Here is a 17,005-nt window from a genome sequence, read left to right on the forward strand (position 1 = left end):
CCACGTGCCGGTGGGCGACCGGGCCGGGCTGCCCGTGGCGGTGGCCGCGCGGGTCCAGGCCGATCGCCTGCCCGTCGGCGTCGGACCGGGCGTTGGCGGGCCTGGACCTGCAGCCCCTCGGGCAGCGACAGCCTGCCTCGCCCTCGTCACCCACGGGTCCGGCCCGAGCGCCACGGGCGACCGGGCCGACCAGGGCCTTCCACGGGTGCGACGGATTGCCGGACAGCGGACCTTCGACGCGCGGGAGCGACCTCGCCAGGAAGGACGACGACCATGACCGCGACGATCGAGCCGCCCGTCGACACCACGCAGGACGCCGGGACCGCCGCCGTCCGCCCCTTCCGGGTGGACGTGCCGCAGGCGGACCTGGACGACCTCCGCCGGCGCCTCGCGGCGACGCGGTGGCCCGACCAGGAGACCGTGCCCGATCGCACGCAGGGCGCGCGGCTGGCCGACCTGCAGCGACTCGTCGAGTACTGGCGCACGGAGTACGACTGGCGCAGAGGCGAAGCGCAACTGAACGCCTGGCCGCAGTTCATGACGACCATCGACGGCGTCGACGTCCACTTCTTCCACGTCCGCTCCCCCCACGAGGACGCGCTGCCGCTGGTCATCTCCCACGGGTGGCCGGGCTCGGTCTTCGAGCAGATCAAGGTCATCGCACCCCTCACCGACCCGACGGCTCACGGCGGTCGGGCGGAGGACGCCTTCGACGTCGTCATCCCGTCCCTGCCGGGCTACGGCTTCTCGTCACGACCGACCGAGACCGGCTGGGACGTGGAACGCATCGGGCGCACGTGGGACGTGCTGATGAAGCGGCTGGGTTACGACCGCTACGTGTCGCAGGGCGGCGACTGGGGGGCGGGGGTGGTCGAGGCGATGGGCCGGCAGGCGCCGGACGGTCTGCTCGCCATCCACACCAACCTGCCGGCGGTGTTCCCGCCCGAGGCCGCCGCGGCGATCGCCAGCGGCGGCCCGGCACCCGCCGGGCTGTCCGAGAAGGAGCAGGCGGCGTTCGACGACGTGCGGAGGTTCCTCGCGACCGGCGGCTGGGGCTACTACCAGATGATGACCGCGCGACCACAGGCGGTCGGCTACGGCCTGACGGACTCCCCCGCGGGGCTCGCCGGGTGGATGCTCGTGCACGGGGGGTTCGGGAAGTGGACGTACGGCGAGGACCCCGAGCAGACCCCGACCGTGGACGAGGTGCTCGACAACTTCTCGCTGCACTGGCTGACCAACACCGTGGCCTCCGGGGCGAGGCTGTACTGGGAGAACCGCGAGCAGAGCCTGATCAGCGCGGCCGGGCAGCGGACCGACACGATCAGGATGCCCGTGGCCATCACGGTGTGTCCGGACGACGACCTCTTCCGGGCCCCCGAGACGTGGGCCCGGCGGGCGTTCCCCACCCTCGTCTACTTCCACGAGGCCGAGCGCGGCGGCCACTTCCCGGCCTGGGAGGAGCCGCAGGTCTTCGCCGAGGAGATGCGCGCCGCGTTCCGATCCCTGCGCTGACCCGGACGGGGGCGGTGGCACGCCGGTCCGCCGTCCCCGGTCCGCGCGCGCAGGACCGCACCACCGCCCGGCCACCCGAGCCGGACCCACCTCGACGATCCCGGATCGGACGACCGGGAAGGCAGGACCAGGGACATCCACGGGCGCGAGGTGGCGACGAGGTCGTCACGCTCGGCGGCCTCGTCGACACAGGAGGCGCACGTGGTCACCACGACCGAGACGTCTGCAGCCGCCGGAGCGGTGCGCCCGTTCCGGATCGAGATCCCCGAGGACGCGCTGGTGGAGCTGCGGCGCCGCATCGCCGCGGCGCGCTGGCCCACCCGAGAGCTGGTCGACGACCGGTCGCAGGGCGTGCAGCTGGCGACGATGCAGGAGCTCTGCCGCTACTGGGCGGACGGCTACGACATGCGCCGGGTCGAGGCGCGGCTGAACGCGCTGCCACAGTTCACGACCTCCATCGACGGGGTGGACATCCACTTCGTCCACGTCCGGTCACCGCACCCGGACGCCCTCCCGCTGGTCATGACGCACGGCTGGCCCGGCTCGGTCATCGAGTTGCTCGACTCCGTCGGCCCGCTCACCGACCCCACCGTGCACGGCGGCCGGGCCGAGGACGCCTTCGACCTGGTGCTGCCGTCCCTGCCCGGCTACGGCTTCTCCGGCGAGCCCACGGAGCTCGGGTGGGACGTCGCCCGCGTCGCACGGGCGTGGGCGCAGCTGATGCCCCGCCTCGGCTACACCCGCTACGTCGCCCAGGGCGGCGACGTCGGCGCCGGCGTCAGCGACGCGATGGGGCGTCAGGCACCCGAGGGGCTGCTCGGCATCCACGTGAACCTGCTCGTCACCGCACTGGGCGGCCCGCAGCCGGGCGACACCGAGGAGGAGCGCTCGGCCCTCGAGGCGGTCGCCACCTTCCGGTCGAGCGGTTTCGCCTACTTCCTCGAGCAGGCCACCCGGCCGCAGACGATCGGCTACGCGCTGCTGGACTCCCCCGTGGCCCTGGCCGCGTGGATGCTCGACCACGACACCGACGCCTACTACAAGATCTCCCGCGCGTTCGTCGACGGGCAGCCCTCCGGCAACCTCACCCGGGACAACATCCTGGACAACATCACCCTGTACTGGCTGACCGGCACCGGGGCCTCGGCGGCCCGGTCGTACTGGGAGAGCTACGGACCCGACGCCCCCGCCGCCGCAGCCGCGGCCGGCCAGGCTCCTCCGCCGGTGTCGGTCCCCGTGGGGTTCACCACCTTCCCCGGCGAGATCTGGCGGGCACCGCGCAGCTGGGTCGAGCAGAGCTACCCCACGCTGACGTACTTCAACGAGGTCGAGCGGGGCGGCCACTTCGCCGCCTGGGAGGAACCCGAGCTGTTCGCGACCGAGGTCCGGGCCGCGTTCCGCCCCGTGCGCGGACCCCAGGTCCCCGGACCCCGTCACTGAACACGGGCCCGGCCGCTCCAGGACACCGGTGCCGTCCCCGGAGCCGCTCCGAGCAGCCGTTCCGTCGCCTGCAGACCGCGAGCCCAGGTGCCCGCCGCCGGGGTCCCGCACGGGGGACCGGCCCCGGTCACCGGTCGTCCGTGCAGGTCGGCCACGCAGTCCGGCGACGGCCGCTGCCGTCGGGTCCGACACCACCCGCGCCTCCGACGTCTGCGCCGACACGCCGATCCCACTCGGGCGGTGGCTGCTCGCCTCCGCCCGGCACTCGGGCGCTCCGCCGCCGCCGCGCCGGCCGGGCCGGACACGGACCCCGGCGAGACGGTGAGCGTCAGCAGCGCCGCCAGGGCCCGACGCACGCGGTCCCCCGTCGGCGTCACCGGGGACGGCCCTGCGCCGAGCCCCACCGGCCGTCGGAGTCAAATGACGCATGTGGGTCCGGACCGCCTCCCCTAGCGTGGGGGAGCCGGGGAGTTCCCGCCCGCCCCATCAGCCGGCCGGTCACCGCTCCCGCGGCTCCCGCTGAGGAGGCGTGATGGCAGTCCGGTCGTGCGGCGTCCGACGGAGACCCGCCCCTCCGTCACCCCGTGCTGATCTGCGCGGCGCACCGACCGGCGCGCCCCGGTCCGCGAACCGTCACCTCCCGGACCCCCTCCCGGTCTGCTGACCGACGGCCGGCATCGGACCGGGAGGGCCGTGCCGCGGGCGGCCCTGCACGTGGTCGGGCGAGAACCGTCGCGCGCGCCCTCCGACGACCTCTGGCGGTGTGACCCATGTCCGGTACCAGATCGTGGCCAGGCCTGCTCGGACGTCGGATGGAGTGCGAGACGTTGAGCACCCTGGTCGCGGCGGCGAAGGCGGGCCGCAGCCAGGTCCTGGTGCTGCGGGGCGAGGCGGGGATCGGCAAGACCGCGCTGCTCGACGTCCTGCTCGGACGCGCAGCGGGCTGCCGGGTGGCCCGGGCGGCCGGGGTCGAGTCGGAGATGGAGCTCGCGTTCGCGGGCCTGCACCAGCTGTGCAGTCCGTACCTGGACCGGCTGGGCAAGCTGCCCGATCCGCAGCAGGAGGCCCTCGGCACGGCCTTCGGACTGCGGCCGGGCAGCACCCCGGACCGCTTCCTCGTCGGCCTGGCGGTGCTCGCCCTCCTGTCCGAGGTGGCCGAGGAGCGACCGCTCGTCTGTGTCGTGGACGACGCCCAGTGGCTGGACCGGGCGTCCGGGCAGGCGCTGGAGTTCGTGGCCCGCCGACTCGTGCGTGAGCGCGTGGCGATGGTCTTCGCGGTGTGCACGTCCGACCAGGAGCCGCGGCTCAGCGGGCTCCCCGAGCTCGCGGTGCGGGGCCTGGGCGCCGGAGACGCGGCGACGCTCCTGGAGTCCTCGGTGCCCGGGGTGCTCGATCCCCGGGTCCGGGACCGCATCCTGGCCGAGAGCCACGGCAACCCGCTCGCTCTCCTCGAGCTGCCGCGAGGCCTCTCGGCGGCCGACCTGTCCTTCGGGGGCGGGATCGGCCACAGCGCGACGCCCCTCGTCCAGCGGCTGGAACAGGGGTTCCTGCGCCAGGCGGCACCCCTCCCGCCGCAGTCACTCCGACTGCTGCTGACCGCGGCCGCCGAACCAGTCGGTGACGTCCAGCTGCTGTGGCGCGCCGCCGAGCGGCTCGGCATCGGGTCCACCGCGGCGGCGGCGGCCGAGGCCTCGGGCCTGATCGAGCTGCACGACCGGGTGCGGTTCCGGCACCCGCTGGTGCGCTCGGCGGTCTACCGTTCGGCCACACCGGCGGAACGGCGGGAGGTCCACCGAGCGCTCTCGGACGTCACCGACCCGGAGGTGGATCCCGACCGGCGGGCATGGCACCGCTCCCGCGCTGCGGTGGGCCCGGACGAGGACGTCGCGGCAGAGCTCGAGCGTTCCGCCGGTCGCGCGTTCTCGCACGGCGGGCTGGCGGCGGCGGCCGCGTTCCTGGAACAGTCCGCGGCGCTGACGTCCGATCCGGCGCGGCGGGCGGGGCGCTGTCTCGACGCCGCTCAGGCCAAGGTGCACGCGGGCGCGCTCGGCGACGCGGCGGCCCTCGTGGCCACGGCCGACGGAGGCCCGCTCGCGGATGCCGAACGGGCACGGGTCGACCTGCTGCGGGCGGAGATCTCCTTCGCCGCGAACCGCGGCAACGAGGCGCTGCCCCTGCTGCTGCCCGCGGCCCGCCGGCTGGAACCGCTCGACGCGCGGCTCTCCCGGGACACCTACCTGGACGCGCTCTCCGCTGCGCTGTTCGCCGGACGGCTGGCCGCCGGTCCGGGAGCACGGCAGGTCGCCGAGGCCGTGCGGGCGGCGCCGACACCGGATGCCCCGCGCAAGGGGGACGTGCTCCTGGCCGGGCTCGCGGCGCTGTTCACGGACGGGTACGGGTCCGCGGCGCCACTCCTGCGCCGGGCGGTGCGGGCGTTCGTCACGGACGAGTTGACGCTGGACGAGGCGCTGCGGTCCGCCTGGCTCGCGGCCGCGACGGCGGCGTCCCTCTGGGACCACCACGGCTGGGACGTCCTCACCCGTCGGCACCTGGACGTGGCCCGCGAGTCCGGAGCCCTCAGCGCGCTGCCCCTCGCCCTGCACACCCGTGCGCTCGTGCACCTCTTCACCGGCGACCTGACCACCGCGGCGTCCCTGGTGGAGGAGGCCCGATTCGTCACCGAGGTGACGCGGAGCAGTCTCGCGCCCTACGGGGAGGTCGGGCTCCTCGCCGTGCGGGGGGACGCCGCGCAGGCGGAGCCGCTGATCCAGCGCTGCCTCGAGGACGTCACCGCCCGTGGCGAGGGGGCCGGCGCCACCGTGGTGCAGTGGGCCCGGGCCGTGCTGTGCAACGGTCTGGGCCGCTACGGGGACGCGCTGCGTGCGGCCCGGGAGGCGGCCGCGCGCCCCCTCGAGCTCGGGCCACCCAAGTGGGCGCTCGCCGAACTCGTCGAGGCGGGCGTGCGCACCGGGGACACCGAGGCGGCGGTCGCTGCGCTCGAGGAGCTCTCGACCATGACCCGGACCAGCGGCACGGAGTGGGGGCTCGGGATCGCGGCGAGCAGGCGCGCCCTGCTGAGCGGAGGGCGCACCGCCGAGGGGCTCCACCTGGAGGCGCTCGACCGGCTCGAGCGCACGTCCGTCCGCGTCGAGCTCGCTCGCGCACGACTGCTCTACGGCGAGTGGCTGCGGCGGGAGGGCCGCCGCGTCGACGCCCGCACGCAGTTGCGGAGCGCCCACGAGGCGTTCACCGCGATGGGCGTCGACGCCTTCGCCGAGCGCGCGCGCCACGAGCTGCTGGCCACCGGGGAGACCGTGCGCAGGCGCACCGTGGAGACCCTCGGCGAGCTCACCGCCCAGGAGGTGCACATCGCCCGGCTGGCGGCGCAGGGGCTCACCAACCGCGAGATCGGCGCCGAGCTGTACCTCAGCCCCCGGACGGTCGAGTGGCACCTCCGCAAGGTCTTCGCCAAGCTCGGGGTCGGCACGCGCCGCGAGCTGCGACGGTCCCTGCCGCGATCCACGCCCTGACGCTCGTGGTCCCTCAGGGCGCGGGGAGGGCGGTGCGAGCGCGTCCGTCCGCCCCCTGGGCGGGCGACCAGTCCCCGGCGGTCCAGGCCTCGCGGAGTCCCGGCGCGCTCAGGTCCCAGTCCGGGCGGATCTCCGCCGTGACCGCGCGCAGGTCGTGCCAGAGGTCCTGGACCGACGGGCGGCCCCAGAACCAGTGGCCGTTGTAGACGGTGTGGACGACCAGGCCCGGCTCGAGCACGAGCGTGTGCGGGATCATCGGGTCGTTCTCGGGGTCGGTGTACTCCTGGATGTCGAGATCCCGTTGGACGATCCGCCCGGGGTCGGAGAGGAAGGTCCACCGGGCGCCGACCGACGCGCGGAAGTCCTGCAGCGCGTGCTGGTCGTCGGTCGCGATCGTGACGATCCGGGTGCAGGCCACTGAGATCGTCGTCTGGAACGCCGCCAGCTCGAGGTGCTGCTGGTGCTCCTCCGGGCAGTGGTGGCCGCGCGCCAGCGTGAGGACCAGCGGGTCACGTCCCTGGAGCGAGCTGAGCGTGCGGACGGTCCCGGTGTGGTCGGGTAGCGCGTAGTCGGGGAAGACGCCGCCGGGGACGATGTCGGAGCGCATGGCGTCACCGCCTTCCCTCGGGCACCCAGGACGGCGAGCACGGACGCCTCGCCGGAGGGGTGCATGGCGATGAGCTGTCGCGTGTCCCGTCCGGTGACCGCCTCCCTCGGCCGGTCCCCCGGTCGACTGTGGCTGGACCGGGTGGCCCTCGCGCCAGGGACACCCCCTGGTCCCTCCCCGGTCCACCGGGTGCTCCCCGGCGCCCAGCGCCGAGCCGACGGCCAGGCACGGACCAGGGGTTCTCCCTGGGGCGACCCCGGCGCGGCCACGCCAGGGTGGCCGAGCCCGCACACGTCGGTGCCGGCCCACGAGCACGAGGGGTCCGGACCCCGCCCCGGCGTCCGCGCCCTCCACACACCCCCGGGAACAGCACGACCGACGAGGACCACGATGGACGTCACCACGTTGACCGAGCTCCTGCGGGAGGCCGAGGAGCACCACGGCCGGTACGAGCCCACCGCACCGCCGCACCACTGGTCGGACTGGTACGCCGCCTACGTCGTCGCGCGCGAGCAGGGCCGGACCGAGGACCAGGCCGTCGCCGACGCCACCGGTCACACGGAGTCGGCGCTGCGGTGACCACCGACCACGACGTCATCGTCCTCGGGGGCGGCGCGCCCGGGGAGCACTGCGCCGGAGCCCTCGCCGACGGCGGGCTGCGCGTCGCGCTGGTCGAACGCGACCTGGTGGGTGGTGAGTGCTCGTACTGGGCCTGCATCCCGTCCAAGACGCTGCTCCGTCCGGGCGAGGCGGTGCACGGCGCGCGCGAGGCGGCGGCCACCGCGCACGTCGACGTCGGGGCAGCGCTCGCCTGGCGGGACGCCATGGTCTCGGGCTGGTCCGATGCCGGCCAGGAACGCTGGCTGTCCGACAAGGGGATCCGGTTGCTGCGCGGCACGGGCCGGCTCGCCGGGCCGGGGGCGGTCGAGGTCGACGGCGTGCGGCACACGGCCGGGCACGTCGTGATCGCGACCGGCTCGGAGCCCGCCATCCCGGCGGTCCCGGGACTCCGGGAGATCGACGGGCTCTGGACCAGCCGGGAGGCGACCGGCATGGCGACCGTCCCGCGCCGGATGCTCGTCCTCGGTGGCGGCCCGGTGGGCGTGGAGATGGCCCAGGCCGTCCGCCGCCTGGGTGGGGGCGCGGTGGTCGTGGAGATGCGGGACCACCTGCTGCCCCGCGAGCCCGCGCCGCTGGGGGCCGCACTCGCCGAGGCACTGCGCCGCGACGGCGTCGAACTGGAGCTCGGCCGCAGCGCCCGGAGCGCGCGACGCGACGGCGCCGACGTCGTCCTGCACCTGGACGACGGCCGCGAGCTGCGCGGCGACCGCCTGCTCGTCGCCACCGGCCGCAGGCCCCGGGTCGCGGGGCTCGGCCTGGAGACGGTCGGCGTGCGGGCGGATGCCCACGGCATCCCGGTGGACGGTCACCTGCGCGCCGGCGACGGGCTGTGGGCGATCGGCGACGTCACCGGCACCTGGCCCCTGACCCACGTCGGGAAGTACCAGGCCAGGGTCGTCGCGGCCAACATCCTGGGCCGACCACGCGAGGCGCACTACGAGGCCGTGCCCCGGGTCGTGTACACCGATCCGCAGGCTGCCGCCGTCGGCGCCACCGGGGCACCGTTCAGCGCGACGGCCGCGCTGTCGGGCGTCGCCAGGACGGGGACCTACACCCGCGCGTACGCCGAGAGCAACGGTTTCCTGACCCTGCTCAGCGACGGCCGGCGACTGACCGGCGCCTGCGCGCTGGGGCCCGAGGCCGGCGAGTGGCTCCAGCAGGCCACGGTGGCGATCCGCGGCGGGGTGCCGCTGGAGGTCCTGGTCGACACCATCCAGCCGTTCCCGACCTTCTCCGAGGTCTACCTCTCCGCGCTGCAGTCGCTGCTCGGCGCGGTCGCGGCGGACCGGCCCCTGGAGGTGGCGTCGTCGTGACCGACCCGTCCGGGACCGTGCCGGACCCGCTCCGCCGTCCGCGAGGACCAGGGGTGAGCACCCCGTCGGTCGTGGTGGTGGGTGGGGGGTTCGCCGGTGTCCACACCGCCCGCACGCTGGAGCGCCTGCTGCCCCCGGGAGCGGCAGACCTGACGCTGGTCAGCGCGACCGACCACCTCTGCTACAGCCCGCTCCTGCCCGAGGTGGCGGCCGGGAGACTGGACCCGCGACGCATCGCCGTCCCCCTGCGCGCCCGGCTGCGCCGGACCCGGGTCCTGCAGGCGACGGTGGAGACGGTGGACTTCGACCGGCGGACGCTGACCTTCGCCGCCGGGGGGTGTCCGCTGGAGCCGCTCCGGTGGGACCGGCTGGCGCTGACCACCGGCAGCGTCACCCGCGTGCTGCCCACGCCCGGGGTGGAGACGTACGGGCTGGGGCTCAAGGCCCTGGTGGAGGCGCAGTACGTGCACGACCACGTGCTGCGGCAGATGGAGCTGGCCGACGCCACCTCCGATCAGGGCGAGCGCCGGGCGCGGCTGACCTTCGTGGTCGTCGGCGCCGGCTACACGGGCACCGAGACCGCCGCGCAGCTGCAGCACATGACCACCTCGCAGCTGGACCGGTTCCCCCGGCTGTCCCCGGGCGACGTGCGGTGGGTGCTCGTCGACCTGGCCCCGCGGGTGCTGCCCGAACTCGGTCCGCGGCTCGGTCGCGCCGCCATGCGGGTCATCCGTTCCCGCGGCATGGACGTCCGCCTGGGCACGACGGTCGCGGAGATCACCCACGACGGCGTCCTGTTCTCCGACGGCACCCGGCTGGCGACCCGGACCGTCCTGTGGACCGTCGGGGTGACCCCGCCGGCACTGGTGGCGCGGCTCGGTCTGCCCGTGGCGCGGGGCCGGCTCGTCGTCGACGAGCAGCTCCGGCTCCGCGACGGGGTCTGGGCCGCCGGTGACACCGCCGCCGCCCGCGACCCCTACAGCGACGCGGGGCGGGACTACCCGCCGACCGCGCAGCACGCGCAGCGGCAGGGCGTGACGATCGGCCGCAACATCGCCGCGGACCTGGGCCACGGCAGTCCGCGCCCCTACCGGCGCCGGGACCTCGGGCTGGTGGCCGACCTCGGTGGTGCGGCGGCCGTCGCGCGGCCGCTGGGTCTCCCGCTGACCGGGTTGACGGCCAAGGTCGTGACGAAGGGCTACCACCTCTACGCCCTCCCGGCGGCAGCGAACCGGCTCCGGGTCGCCGCCGACTGGGCGGTGAACCTGGTCAGCAGGCCGATCGCCGCGCAGCTCGGTCTGGTCGACCCGACCGCTGCGCGACTGCCCCGGGAACAGGGCGCCCTGTCCGTGACCCGCTGATCCGCCGCCACACCGCAGATCGAGGAGGTCCATCGTGGATGTCGAGCTCGAGGTCGTCGTCCTGCCCGTGTCCGACGTCGACCGCGCCAAGCAGTTCTACGAGGGGCTGGGGTGGCGCGAGGACGCCGACATCGTCGGCGGCGCCGACTTCCGCATCGTGCAGCTCACCCCGCCCGGGTCGTCCTGCTCGATCAGCTTCGGCACCGGTGTCACGACGATGGCGCCGGGGTCGCTGCAGGGACTGCTGCTGGTCACGAAGGACATCGAGGCCACGCGTGCCGAGTACGTCGAGCGCGGCGCCCCGGTGAGCGAGGTCTTCCACGGCCCGGCCGGGCGGTTCCACCCGGAGGACCCGAGTGTCCGGCTGCCCGGGCCGGACCCCGAGGGTCGGAGCTACCAGTCGCACGCCGTGTTCAGCGACCCGGACGGCAACGGCTGGGTGCTCCAGCAGATCACCACCCGGTTGCCGGGACGCTGACGTCCCGGTGCACAGCCCGGGTCGGCAGGGACGTCGACCGTGGGGGACACGGCAGGGACCAGGGACAGACCCAGGGACTTCGACGGGCGCGCGGCGACCCGGGGACCAGCAGGCTTCCTGCCGTCACCAGATCAGGGAGGGCGCACATGTCCGTCACAGCCGAGAAGCAGGCGGGCGCCACGGCGATCCGCCCCTTCCACGTGGACATCCCCGAGGAGGCGCTCACCGACCTGCGACGACGCATCGCCGCGACGCAGTGGCCCGAGCGCGAGACCGTCCCGGACCAGTCGCAGGGCGTGCCGCTCGCCGCGATGCAGGAGCTGGCCCGCCACTGGGCCACCGACTACGACTGGCGCGCCTGCGAGGCGAGACTCAACGCCCTGCCGCAGTTCACCACCGAGATCGACGGCCTGGAGATCCACTTCATCCACGTCAGGTCCGAGCACGAGAACGCCCTGCCGATCGTCGTCAACCACGGGTGGCCCGGCTCGGTGATCGAGCAGCTCAAGATCATCGATCGGCTCGCCGCCCCGACCGCGCACGGCGGCAGCGCAGCGGACGCCTTCCACGTGGTGGTCCCGTCGATGCCCGGCTACGGCTTCTCCGGCAAGCCGACGAGCACCGGCTGGGGCCCCGAGCACATGGCCCGGGCCTGGACGGAGCTCATGCAGCGCCTCGGCTACACCCGCTACGTCGCCCAGGGCGGCGACTGGGGCGCCTTCGTCGTCGACCAGATGGGCCTGCAGGCGCCCGAGGGGCTGCTCGCCGTCCACACCAACATGCCGGCCACCGTGCCCGCCGACGTCAACGCCGCCGCGCTGGCGGGCCAGCCGCCGCCCACCGGTCTCTCCGCCGAGGAGCAGCGCGCCTACGAGCAGTTGATCCGGACGTTCGGGCAGGTGGAGTACGCCCGGTACATGGCCGCGCGCCCGCAGACCCTGTACGGCATCGCCGACTCCCCCGTCGGCCTCGCCGCCTGGTTGCTCGACCACAACGACGCCGACGGCCAGCCGGCCGCGGCGGTCGTCGCGGCCCTGGACCGGCACACCAGCACGGCCGGTGAGCTGACGCGGGACGAGGTGCTCGACAACATCACGCTCTACTGGCTGACGAACACCGGGGTCTCCGCGTCCCGCCTCTACTGGGAGTACCGGGGCGGCTTCTTCGACGCCAAGGGCGTCACGATCCCCGTGGCGGTGACCGTCTTCCCGGGTGAGCAGTACGAGGCCCCGCGCAGCTGGACCGAGCGGGCCTACCCCAACCTGATCCACTACAGCCGCGTCGACCGGGGCGGCCACTTCGCCGCCTGGGAGCAGCCGCAGCTGTTCGCCGAGGAACTGCGCGCCGCGTTCCGGTCCGTCCGCTGAGCTCGCGCCACTCCGGGGAGGAACGCCGGCCATGGCATCCCACGACAACCTGATCGACGTCGCCCGACGTCTCGGGCACCGGTTCCGCCACGACGCCGTCCGGGCCGAGGACCGCGGGCCGGCCGGCAGCACGGACGCCCTCTGGCCGGCCGAGGACGAGTTCTCCCTGGCGGGGGCCACGGACTGGCTCAACTCCCCGCCGCTCAGCGGTGCGGACCTGCGCGGTCGGGTGGTGCTGGTCGACTTCCGGACCTACACGTGCATCAACTGGCTGCGGTCCCTGCCCCACGTCCGCGCGTGGGAGGAGGCCTACCGCGACTCCGGGCTGGTCGTGGTGGGCGTGCACTCGCCGGAGTTCTCCTTCGAGCACGACGTGGACAACGTCCGCCGTGCCATGCGGGACCGCTCCATCGACCACCCCGTCGCGATCGACGACCACTTCGCGGTCTGGCGCTCCTTCCACAACCAGTTCTGGCCGGCCCGGTACCTGGTCGACGCCGGAGGACGCCTCCGCCACCACAGCTTCGGCGAGGGCGGCTACGAGGAGGACGAGCGGGTCCTCCGGCAGCTCCTCGGCGAAGCCGGTGCCGGCGACCTCGGGCCGGCGCCGGCGCCGGTCGACGCCCGCGGCATCGAGGTCCCCGCCGACTGGGACACGCTCCGCTCCGCGGAGACCTACCTCGGCTACGACCGGACCTCCGGGTTCGCCTCCTCCCCCGGGCTCGTGCCGGACCGGCCGCACGCCTACACCGCGGCGGAGCGGCTGGGACTCGGGCACTGGTCCCTCGCGGGCAGCTGGACGGTCGGGGCCGAGTCGTCGTCCTCGCACGAGCCCGGTGGCCGCCTCACGTGCCGCTTCCACGCCCGGGACCTGCACCTGGTCGTGGCGCCGCCCGCCGGGGCGCAGGTGCGCTTCCGCGTCCGGCTCGACGGCCGGGACCCGGGATCCGACCACGGCACCGACGTCGACGACACCGGGCGCGGCACGGTCACCGAACCGCGCCTGTACCAGCTCCTCCGTCGACGTGGCCCCGTCACGAGCGGGACCTCCGAGGTCGAGTTCCTCGACCCCGGCGTCGCGGTCTACGCCCTCACCTTCGGATAGGCGGGCCGGACGGCGGACCGGCAGGACTCACCCGCCGCCGGTGACCAGGCCGGCCACCACCTCCCGCAGTCGCAGCCACGTCTGCCGGGTGACCGCCACCAGCGACCCCCCGCCCGCTGCCCGCCAGGACCGGAGTGCGACGCGGAGCACCAGGATGCCGACACCGGCCTCCAGCAGGGCCGTCGAGTCGGGCGTCGGCAGGCCGCGCGACCTCGCCAGACCCGCCGCCAGCGCACCTTCCATGTCGCGTTGGACCGTCAGCGTCCGCTGCATGAGCCGGGGGTGTCCCAGCACGATCTGGTCCCGCAGCGCGAGGACGTCCTGCTGCGACTCGAGGAACGCCGCGAACTCGCCGAGGACGACCGGCAGGCGCTCCGCGTCCGGGACCTGCGCGCCGGCATCGAGCGCCCTGCCGAGCGCCGCGGTGAAGTCCGCCTGGTAGGCGAAGACGACCTCCTCCTTGGTCCCGAAGTGCCGGTAGAAGGTCGCGGGAGCCACCCCCGCCTCGGCGCAGACGTCCTCCACCGTGACGTGGTCGAACCCCCTCGCGCGGAAGAGCTCCAGCGCCGTCTGCTCGATCCGGGCACGCCGCTGCTCCCGGGAGCCGGCAGCCGATCTGCTCGGCGGCATGCCGCTCCCTCCTGTCCCCGCAGCGGGGCCGATCCGGACGAGCGACGAGTCTGTCACCCCACCGGACCGCGCCGTCACCGACGTGCGCGTTCTCCCCTGAGCGGTCAGCTGACCGATGCGCCACGGCCCGGCCGTCGGACACGGTCCACCGTTGCGGTCGCCTCGGCCGTGCCCACCGGGAGGAGCCCGATGTCCACACCTGCCGACGCTCCGAGCGACGGTGCCTTCCCGGACGGGTTCGACGAGCTGAGGTTGTCGCACGTCTCCGTCGGGGAGGTCTCGCTGCGGGTCCGCGACGGCGGCTCGGGACCTCCGCTGCTCCTCCTCCACGGCTATCCCGAGACGCACCTGGCCTGGGGCCTGGTGGCCGGCGAGCTCGCCCGGACGTTCACGGTCGTCGCGCCCGACCTGCGCGGGTACGGGGACAGCTCCAAGCCGGCCGCGGTGCCCGGCCACGAGAGCTACGGCAAGCGGGCCATGGCGGAGGACTGCATCGCACTGATGCGTGGACTCGGCTTCGACGCCTTCGACGTCGTCGGCCACGACCGGGGCGGGCGGGTCGCCTACCGGATGGCCCTGGACCACCCCGAGGTGGTCCGCCGACTCACGGTGCTGGACGTCATCCCGACCGGCGAGGTCTGGGCCCGGGCCGACGCCCGCTTCGCCCTCGGCTACTGGCACTGGGCCTTCCTGGCCCAGCCCTCCCCGATCCCCGAGCGGCTCATCGGACGGGATCCCGACTTCTTCCTGTTCGACGCCGAGTTCGGTGGCGCCATCCGCCGGTTCCCCCCGGTGGCGGTGGCCGACTACGCCCGCTGCGCCAGGGACCCGGCGACCGTCGAGGCCATGTGCGAGGACTACCGGGCCGGGGCCACCTGCGACCGCCGGGAGGACGACGAGGACCGCGCGGCGGGGCGACGGATCACCTGCCCCACGCAGGTGCTCTGGGCGGGCAGGGGTGCGCTCGAGGCCTGGTACGACACCCTCGCGATCTGGCGGGAGTGGGCCGACGACGTCACCGGCGGGGCGATCGACTGCGGGCACTTCATGGTCGAGGAGAGTCCGCACGAGACGCTGTCCGCGATCCGGGGGTTCCACGCCGGCCACCGGAGCCCGGCCGGGTCCGCCTGACCCGGCGGCCGCATCAGGTCACCTGACCGATGCGGCCGCCCGGACGCCGGGGCAACGTCCCTGCCTGCGGCACGCCGTCCCCGACGTCCGGGCGCGGCGGGTGCCACCTCAGCCGCCGACCAGTTCCGGAGGGGATCACCATGACCGAGGCCACCGCGAACGGCGCCCGGCCGACCGTCGCACTCGTCCACGGGGCCTTCGCCGACAGCGCGGGCTGGACCGACGTCGTCGCCCGGCTCCTCGCCGACAGGGTGCGGGTGCGGGCCGTCTCCAACCCGCTGCGCGGCATCGCCCACGACGCCGCCTACGTGGCCAGCGCCCTCTCGCAGATCGACGGACCGGTGCTCGCCGTCGGTCACTCCTACGGCGGTGCGGTCATCACGAACGCCGCGCTGCGGGCGGGCAACGTCGTCGGACTGGTCTACGTCGCCGGCTTCGCCCCCGACGAGGGGGAGACCCTGCAGGACGTCGAGGCCGACTCCAGGGACAGCGTGCTGCTCACGGCCCTGCTCCAGTGGAGCTACCCGACGGCCGACGGCGGGACGGAGACCGAGTTCGCGATCGACCCGGACCGGTTCCACGACGCCTTCGCCGCGGACGTGCCGGAGGAGCAGTCCCGCGTCATGGCGGCCACCCAGCGACCCGTCTCCGCCCTGGCCTTCGGTGAGCCGACCACGGCGCCGGCGTGGAAGGACCTGCCGTCCTGGGCCGTCGTCCCCACCGGCGACAAGGCGGTCGGCAGCGACGTCCTGCGGACCATGGCGGCACGAGCCGGCGCCACGGTGACCGAGGTGGAGGGCTCCCACGTGATCATGATCTCCCGGCCGGAGGTCGTCACCGAGGTCGTCCGGCAGGCGCTCCGGGCCGTCCCGGCGTAGCGCTCGCCGGCCGCTCGGGCCGTCGGGACCGCGTCCCGGTCCCGACGGCCCGGCCGCGCCCGGCTCAGCCGGACGCGCCCTCCGCGGGGGTCATCCGCAGCAGCCGGACCCCGGTCATCTCCAGTCGCAGGCCCGCCGCGTCGGAGGCGCAGCGGAGCACGACCTGCATGCAGCCCGGGCACCGGACGACGAGCGCAGGCGCGTCGGCGTAGACCAGGTGCTCCCCCAGGGGCGCCGGGCGTCCGCAGTGCGCGCAGGTCGAGACGGCCGTCGTCGGGTCCACCGCGAAGACCTCACGCAGGACCCCGCCCGCCGCGTTGCCGTCCAGCCGCCGATCACCCGTCTCCGGGACACCGGTCACGGGACACACCTCCGATCCACTCCGACCTGCGCGTCATCGATCCGTCCAGCCGGGGGACCAGGCGTCGTCCTCGTCGGGGACGACGTGCACCGCTCCCTCCTCGGCGGAGGCCGCCCCCGAGTCGATGCCCACGTCGAGGGCGTACAGCTCCGGCTCGACGTCCCCCCAACGCTCGGCGGTCTCCACCAGCCGCCCCGCGCGGCGGCCGCCGACCTCGTCGTCGATGAGCTCCCCGTCGGTGTCGGAGGCGTCCCCCAGTCCGTCCCCCTCGACCTGCTGCTGCTCCGGGACCTCACGGGCGAGTCGACCCGCCAGGCTCTCCCCGGCCAGCTCCTCGCGTTCGGTGGTCCCCCAGTCCGTGACCGCCCACGGGCGCTCGGCCGGGGACCAACCGGTGTCGAGCACGTCGGTGACGCCGCCGAGGTCCTCCAGGGTGTCCTGCGGCTCCAGGACGCCGGAGTCCTCCTCGGGATCGGTCCCGTCGGTGCCGAAGACGAACGGGTCCACCGCACACCTCCTCGACCCCGGGCCGGAGCAGGGGCGAGCGCTCACCAGCGGGCCGCTCACCCGCCTCCCGTCGGGAACCGTGGCAGGACCGACCACGTCGACGCATCGGTCATCCGACTGGAGGTCGCCGCTCCCCGGGCCCGAGGTCCCTGGTGGCCCGC

Annotated in this window: 15 protein-coding genes; 11 read left to right on the forward strand and 4 right to left on the reverse strand. The window is 74.8% G+C overall.

The window, feature by feature from the left end:
* Positions 1-273 precede the first annotated feature (273 nt).
* The 3 genes from BLS21_RS05280 to BLS21_RS05290 all read left to right on the forward strand — a co-directional run bounded on the left by BLS21_RS05280 (position 274) and on the right by BLS21_RS05290 (position 6,485).
* A complete protein-coding gene (locus BLS21_RS05280; RefSeq protein WP_091214741.1) occupies positions 274-1,515 on the forward strand; it encodes an epoxide hydrolase family protein in 1,242 nt (413 codons plus the stop codon).
* Between the two features lie 201 nt (positions 1,516-1,716).
* Positions 1,717-2,955: an epoxide hydrolase family protein gene (locus BLS21_RS05285; RefSeq protein WP_217635991.1), complete on the forward strand. Its 1,239-nt coding sequence runs from the start codon at positions 1,717-1,719 to the stop codon at positions 2,953-2,955.
* Between the two features lie 770 nt (positions 2,956-3,725).
* Positions 3,726-6,485, forward strand: a complete 2,760-nt coding sequence (locus BLS21_RS05290; RefSeq protein ID WP_091214747.1) for an ATP-binding protein — start codon at positions 3,726-3,728, stop codon at positions 6,483-6,485.
* Between the two features lie 13 nt (positions 6,486-6,498).
* Here the strand turns inward: BLS21_RS05290 and BLS21_RS05295 are convergent, their stop codons facing one another.
* Positions 6,499-7,092, reverse strand: a complete 594-nt coding sequence (locus BLS21_RS05295; RefSeq protein ID WP_091214749.1) for a peroxiredoxin family protein — start codon at positions 7,090-7,092, stop codon at positions 6,499-6,501.
* A 390-nt stretch (positions 7,093-7,482) separates the two neighbouring features.
* Here BLS21_RS05295 and BLS21_RS05300 point away from each other — a divergent pair, with 390 nt between their 5' ends.
* The 6 genes from BLS21_RS05300 to BLS21_RS05325 all read left to right on the forward strand — a co-directional run bounded on the left by BLS21_RS05300 (position 7,483) and on the right by BLS21_RS05325 (position 13,337).
* Positions 7,483-7,671, forward strand: a complete 189-nt coding sequence (locus BLS21_RS05300; RefSeq protein WP_091214752.1) for a bleomycin resistance protein — start codon at positions 7,483-7,485, stop codon at positions 7,669-7,671.
* Positions 7,668-9,026, forward strand: coding sequence for a dihydrolipoyl dehydrogenase family protein (locus tag BLS21_RS05305; protein WP_091214755.1), 1,359 nt, complete (start codon positions 7,668-7,670; stop codon positions 9,024-9,026). Before BLS21_RS05300 ends, BLS21_RS05305 begins: the two co-directional genes overlap by 4 nt.
* A gap of 53 nt (positions 9,027-9,079) precedes the next feature.
* Positions 9,080-10,387 carry an NAD(P)/FAD-dependent oxidoreductase gene (locus BLS21_RS05310; protein WP_091214758.1) on the forward strand — a complete coding sequence of 436 codons (1,308 nt, stop codon included), beginning with the start codon at positions 9,080-9,082 and terminating at the stop codon, positions 10,385-10,387.
* A 34-nt stretch (positions 10,388-10,421) separates the two neighbouring features.
* Positions 10,422-10,865, forward strand: coding sequence for a VOC family protein (locus BLS21_RS05315; protein ID WP_091214760.1), 444 nt, complete (start codon positions 10,422-10,424; stop codon positions 10,863-10,865).
* Between the two features lie 146 nt (positions 10,866-11,011).
* Complete coding sequence (locus BLS21_RS05320; RefSeq protein WP_091214763.1) at positions 11,012-12,232, forward strand: epoxide hydrolase family protein; 1,221 nt, start codon at positions 11,012-11,014, stop codon at positions 12,230-12,232.
* A gap of 31 nt (positions 12,233-12,263) precedes the next feature.
* Positions 12,264-13,337, forward strand: a complete 1,074-nt coding sequence (locus BLS21_RS05325; RefSeq protein ID WP_091214767.1) for a thioredoxin family protein — start codon at positions 12,264-12,266, stop codon at positions 13,335-13,337.
* A 27-nt stretch (positions 13,338-13,364) separates the two neighbouring features.
* On the opposite strand, the gene BLS21_RS05330 is transcribed toward BLS21_RS05325, so the two are convergent.
* Entirely contained in the window at positions 13,365-13,967 is a 603-nt protein-coding gene (locus BLS21_RS05330; protein ID WP_091214771.1) for a TetR/AcrR family transcriptional regulator, read from the reverse strand.
* 189 nt (positions 13,968-14,156) lie between these two features.
* On the opposite strand from BLS21_RS05330, the gene BLS21_RS05335 reads away from it, so the two are divergent.
* Positions 14,157-15,098 carry an alpha/beta fold hydrolase gene (locus BLS21_RS05335; protein WP_091214774.1) on the forward strand — a complete coding sequence of 314 codons (942 nt, stop codon included), beginning with the start codon at positions 14,157-14,159 and terminating at the stop codon, positions 15,096-15,098.
* A 140-nt stretch (positions 15,099-15,238) separates the two neighbouring features.
* Positions 15,239-15,976 carry an alpha/beta fold hydrolase gene (locus tag BLS21_RS05340; RefSeq protein WP_091214777.1) on the forward strand — a complete coding sequence of 246 codons (738 nt, stop codon included), beginning with the start codon at positions 15,239-15,241 and terminating at the stop codon, positions 15,974-15,976.
* A 64-nt stretch (positions 15,977-16,040) separates the two neighbouring features.
* On the opposite strand, the gene BLS21_RS05345 is transcribed toward BLS21_RS05340, so the two are convergent.
* Together BLS21_RS05345 and BLS21_RS05350 are read right to left on the reverse strand one after the other, a co-directional pair.
* The gene (locus tag BLS21_RS05345) at positions 16,041-16,337 is read right to left on the reverse strand and encodes a DUF6510 family protein (protein ID WP_072913449.1); all 297 of its coding nucleotides are present in this window, start codon (positions 16,335-16,337) and stop codon (positions 16,041-16,043) included.
* Positions 16,338-16,370: 33 nt separating this feature from the next.
* On the reverse strand, positions 16,371-16,844 hold the full coding sequence (locus tag BLS21_RS05350) for a DUF5709 domain-containing protein (protein WP_091214780.1): 474 nt from the start codon (positions 16,842-16,844) through the stop codon (positions 16,371-16,373).
* Between the last annotated feature and the right edge of the window lie 161 nt (positions 16,845-17,005).

It is taken from the genome of Geodermatophilus siccatus (genome assembly GCF_900103785.1).
Taxonomy (GTDB): Bacteria; Actinomycetota; Actinomycetes; order Mycobacteriales; family Geodermatophilaceae; genus Geodermatophilus; species Geodermatophilus siccatus.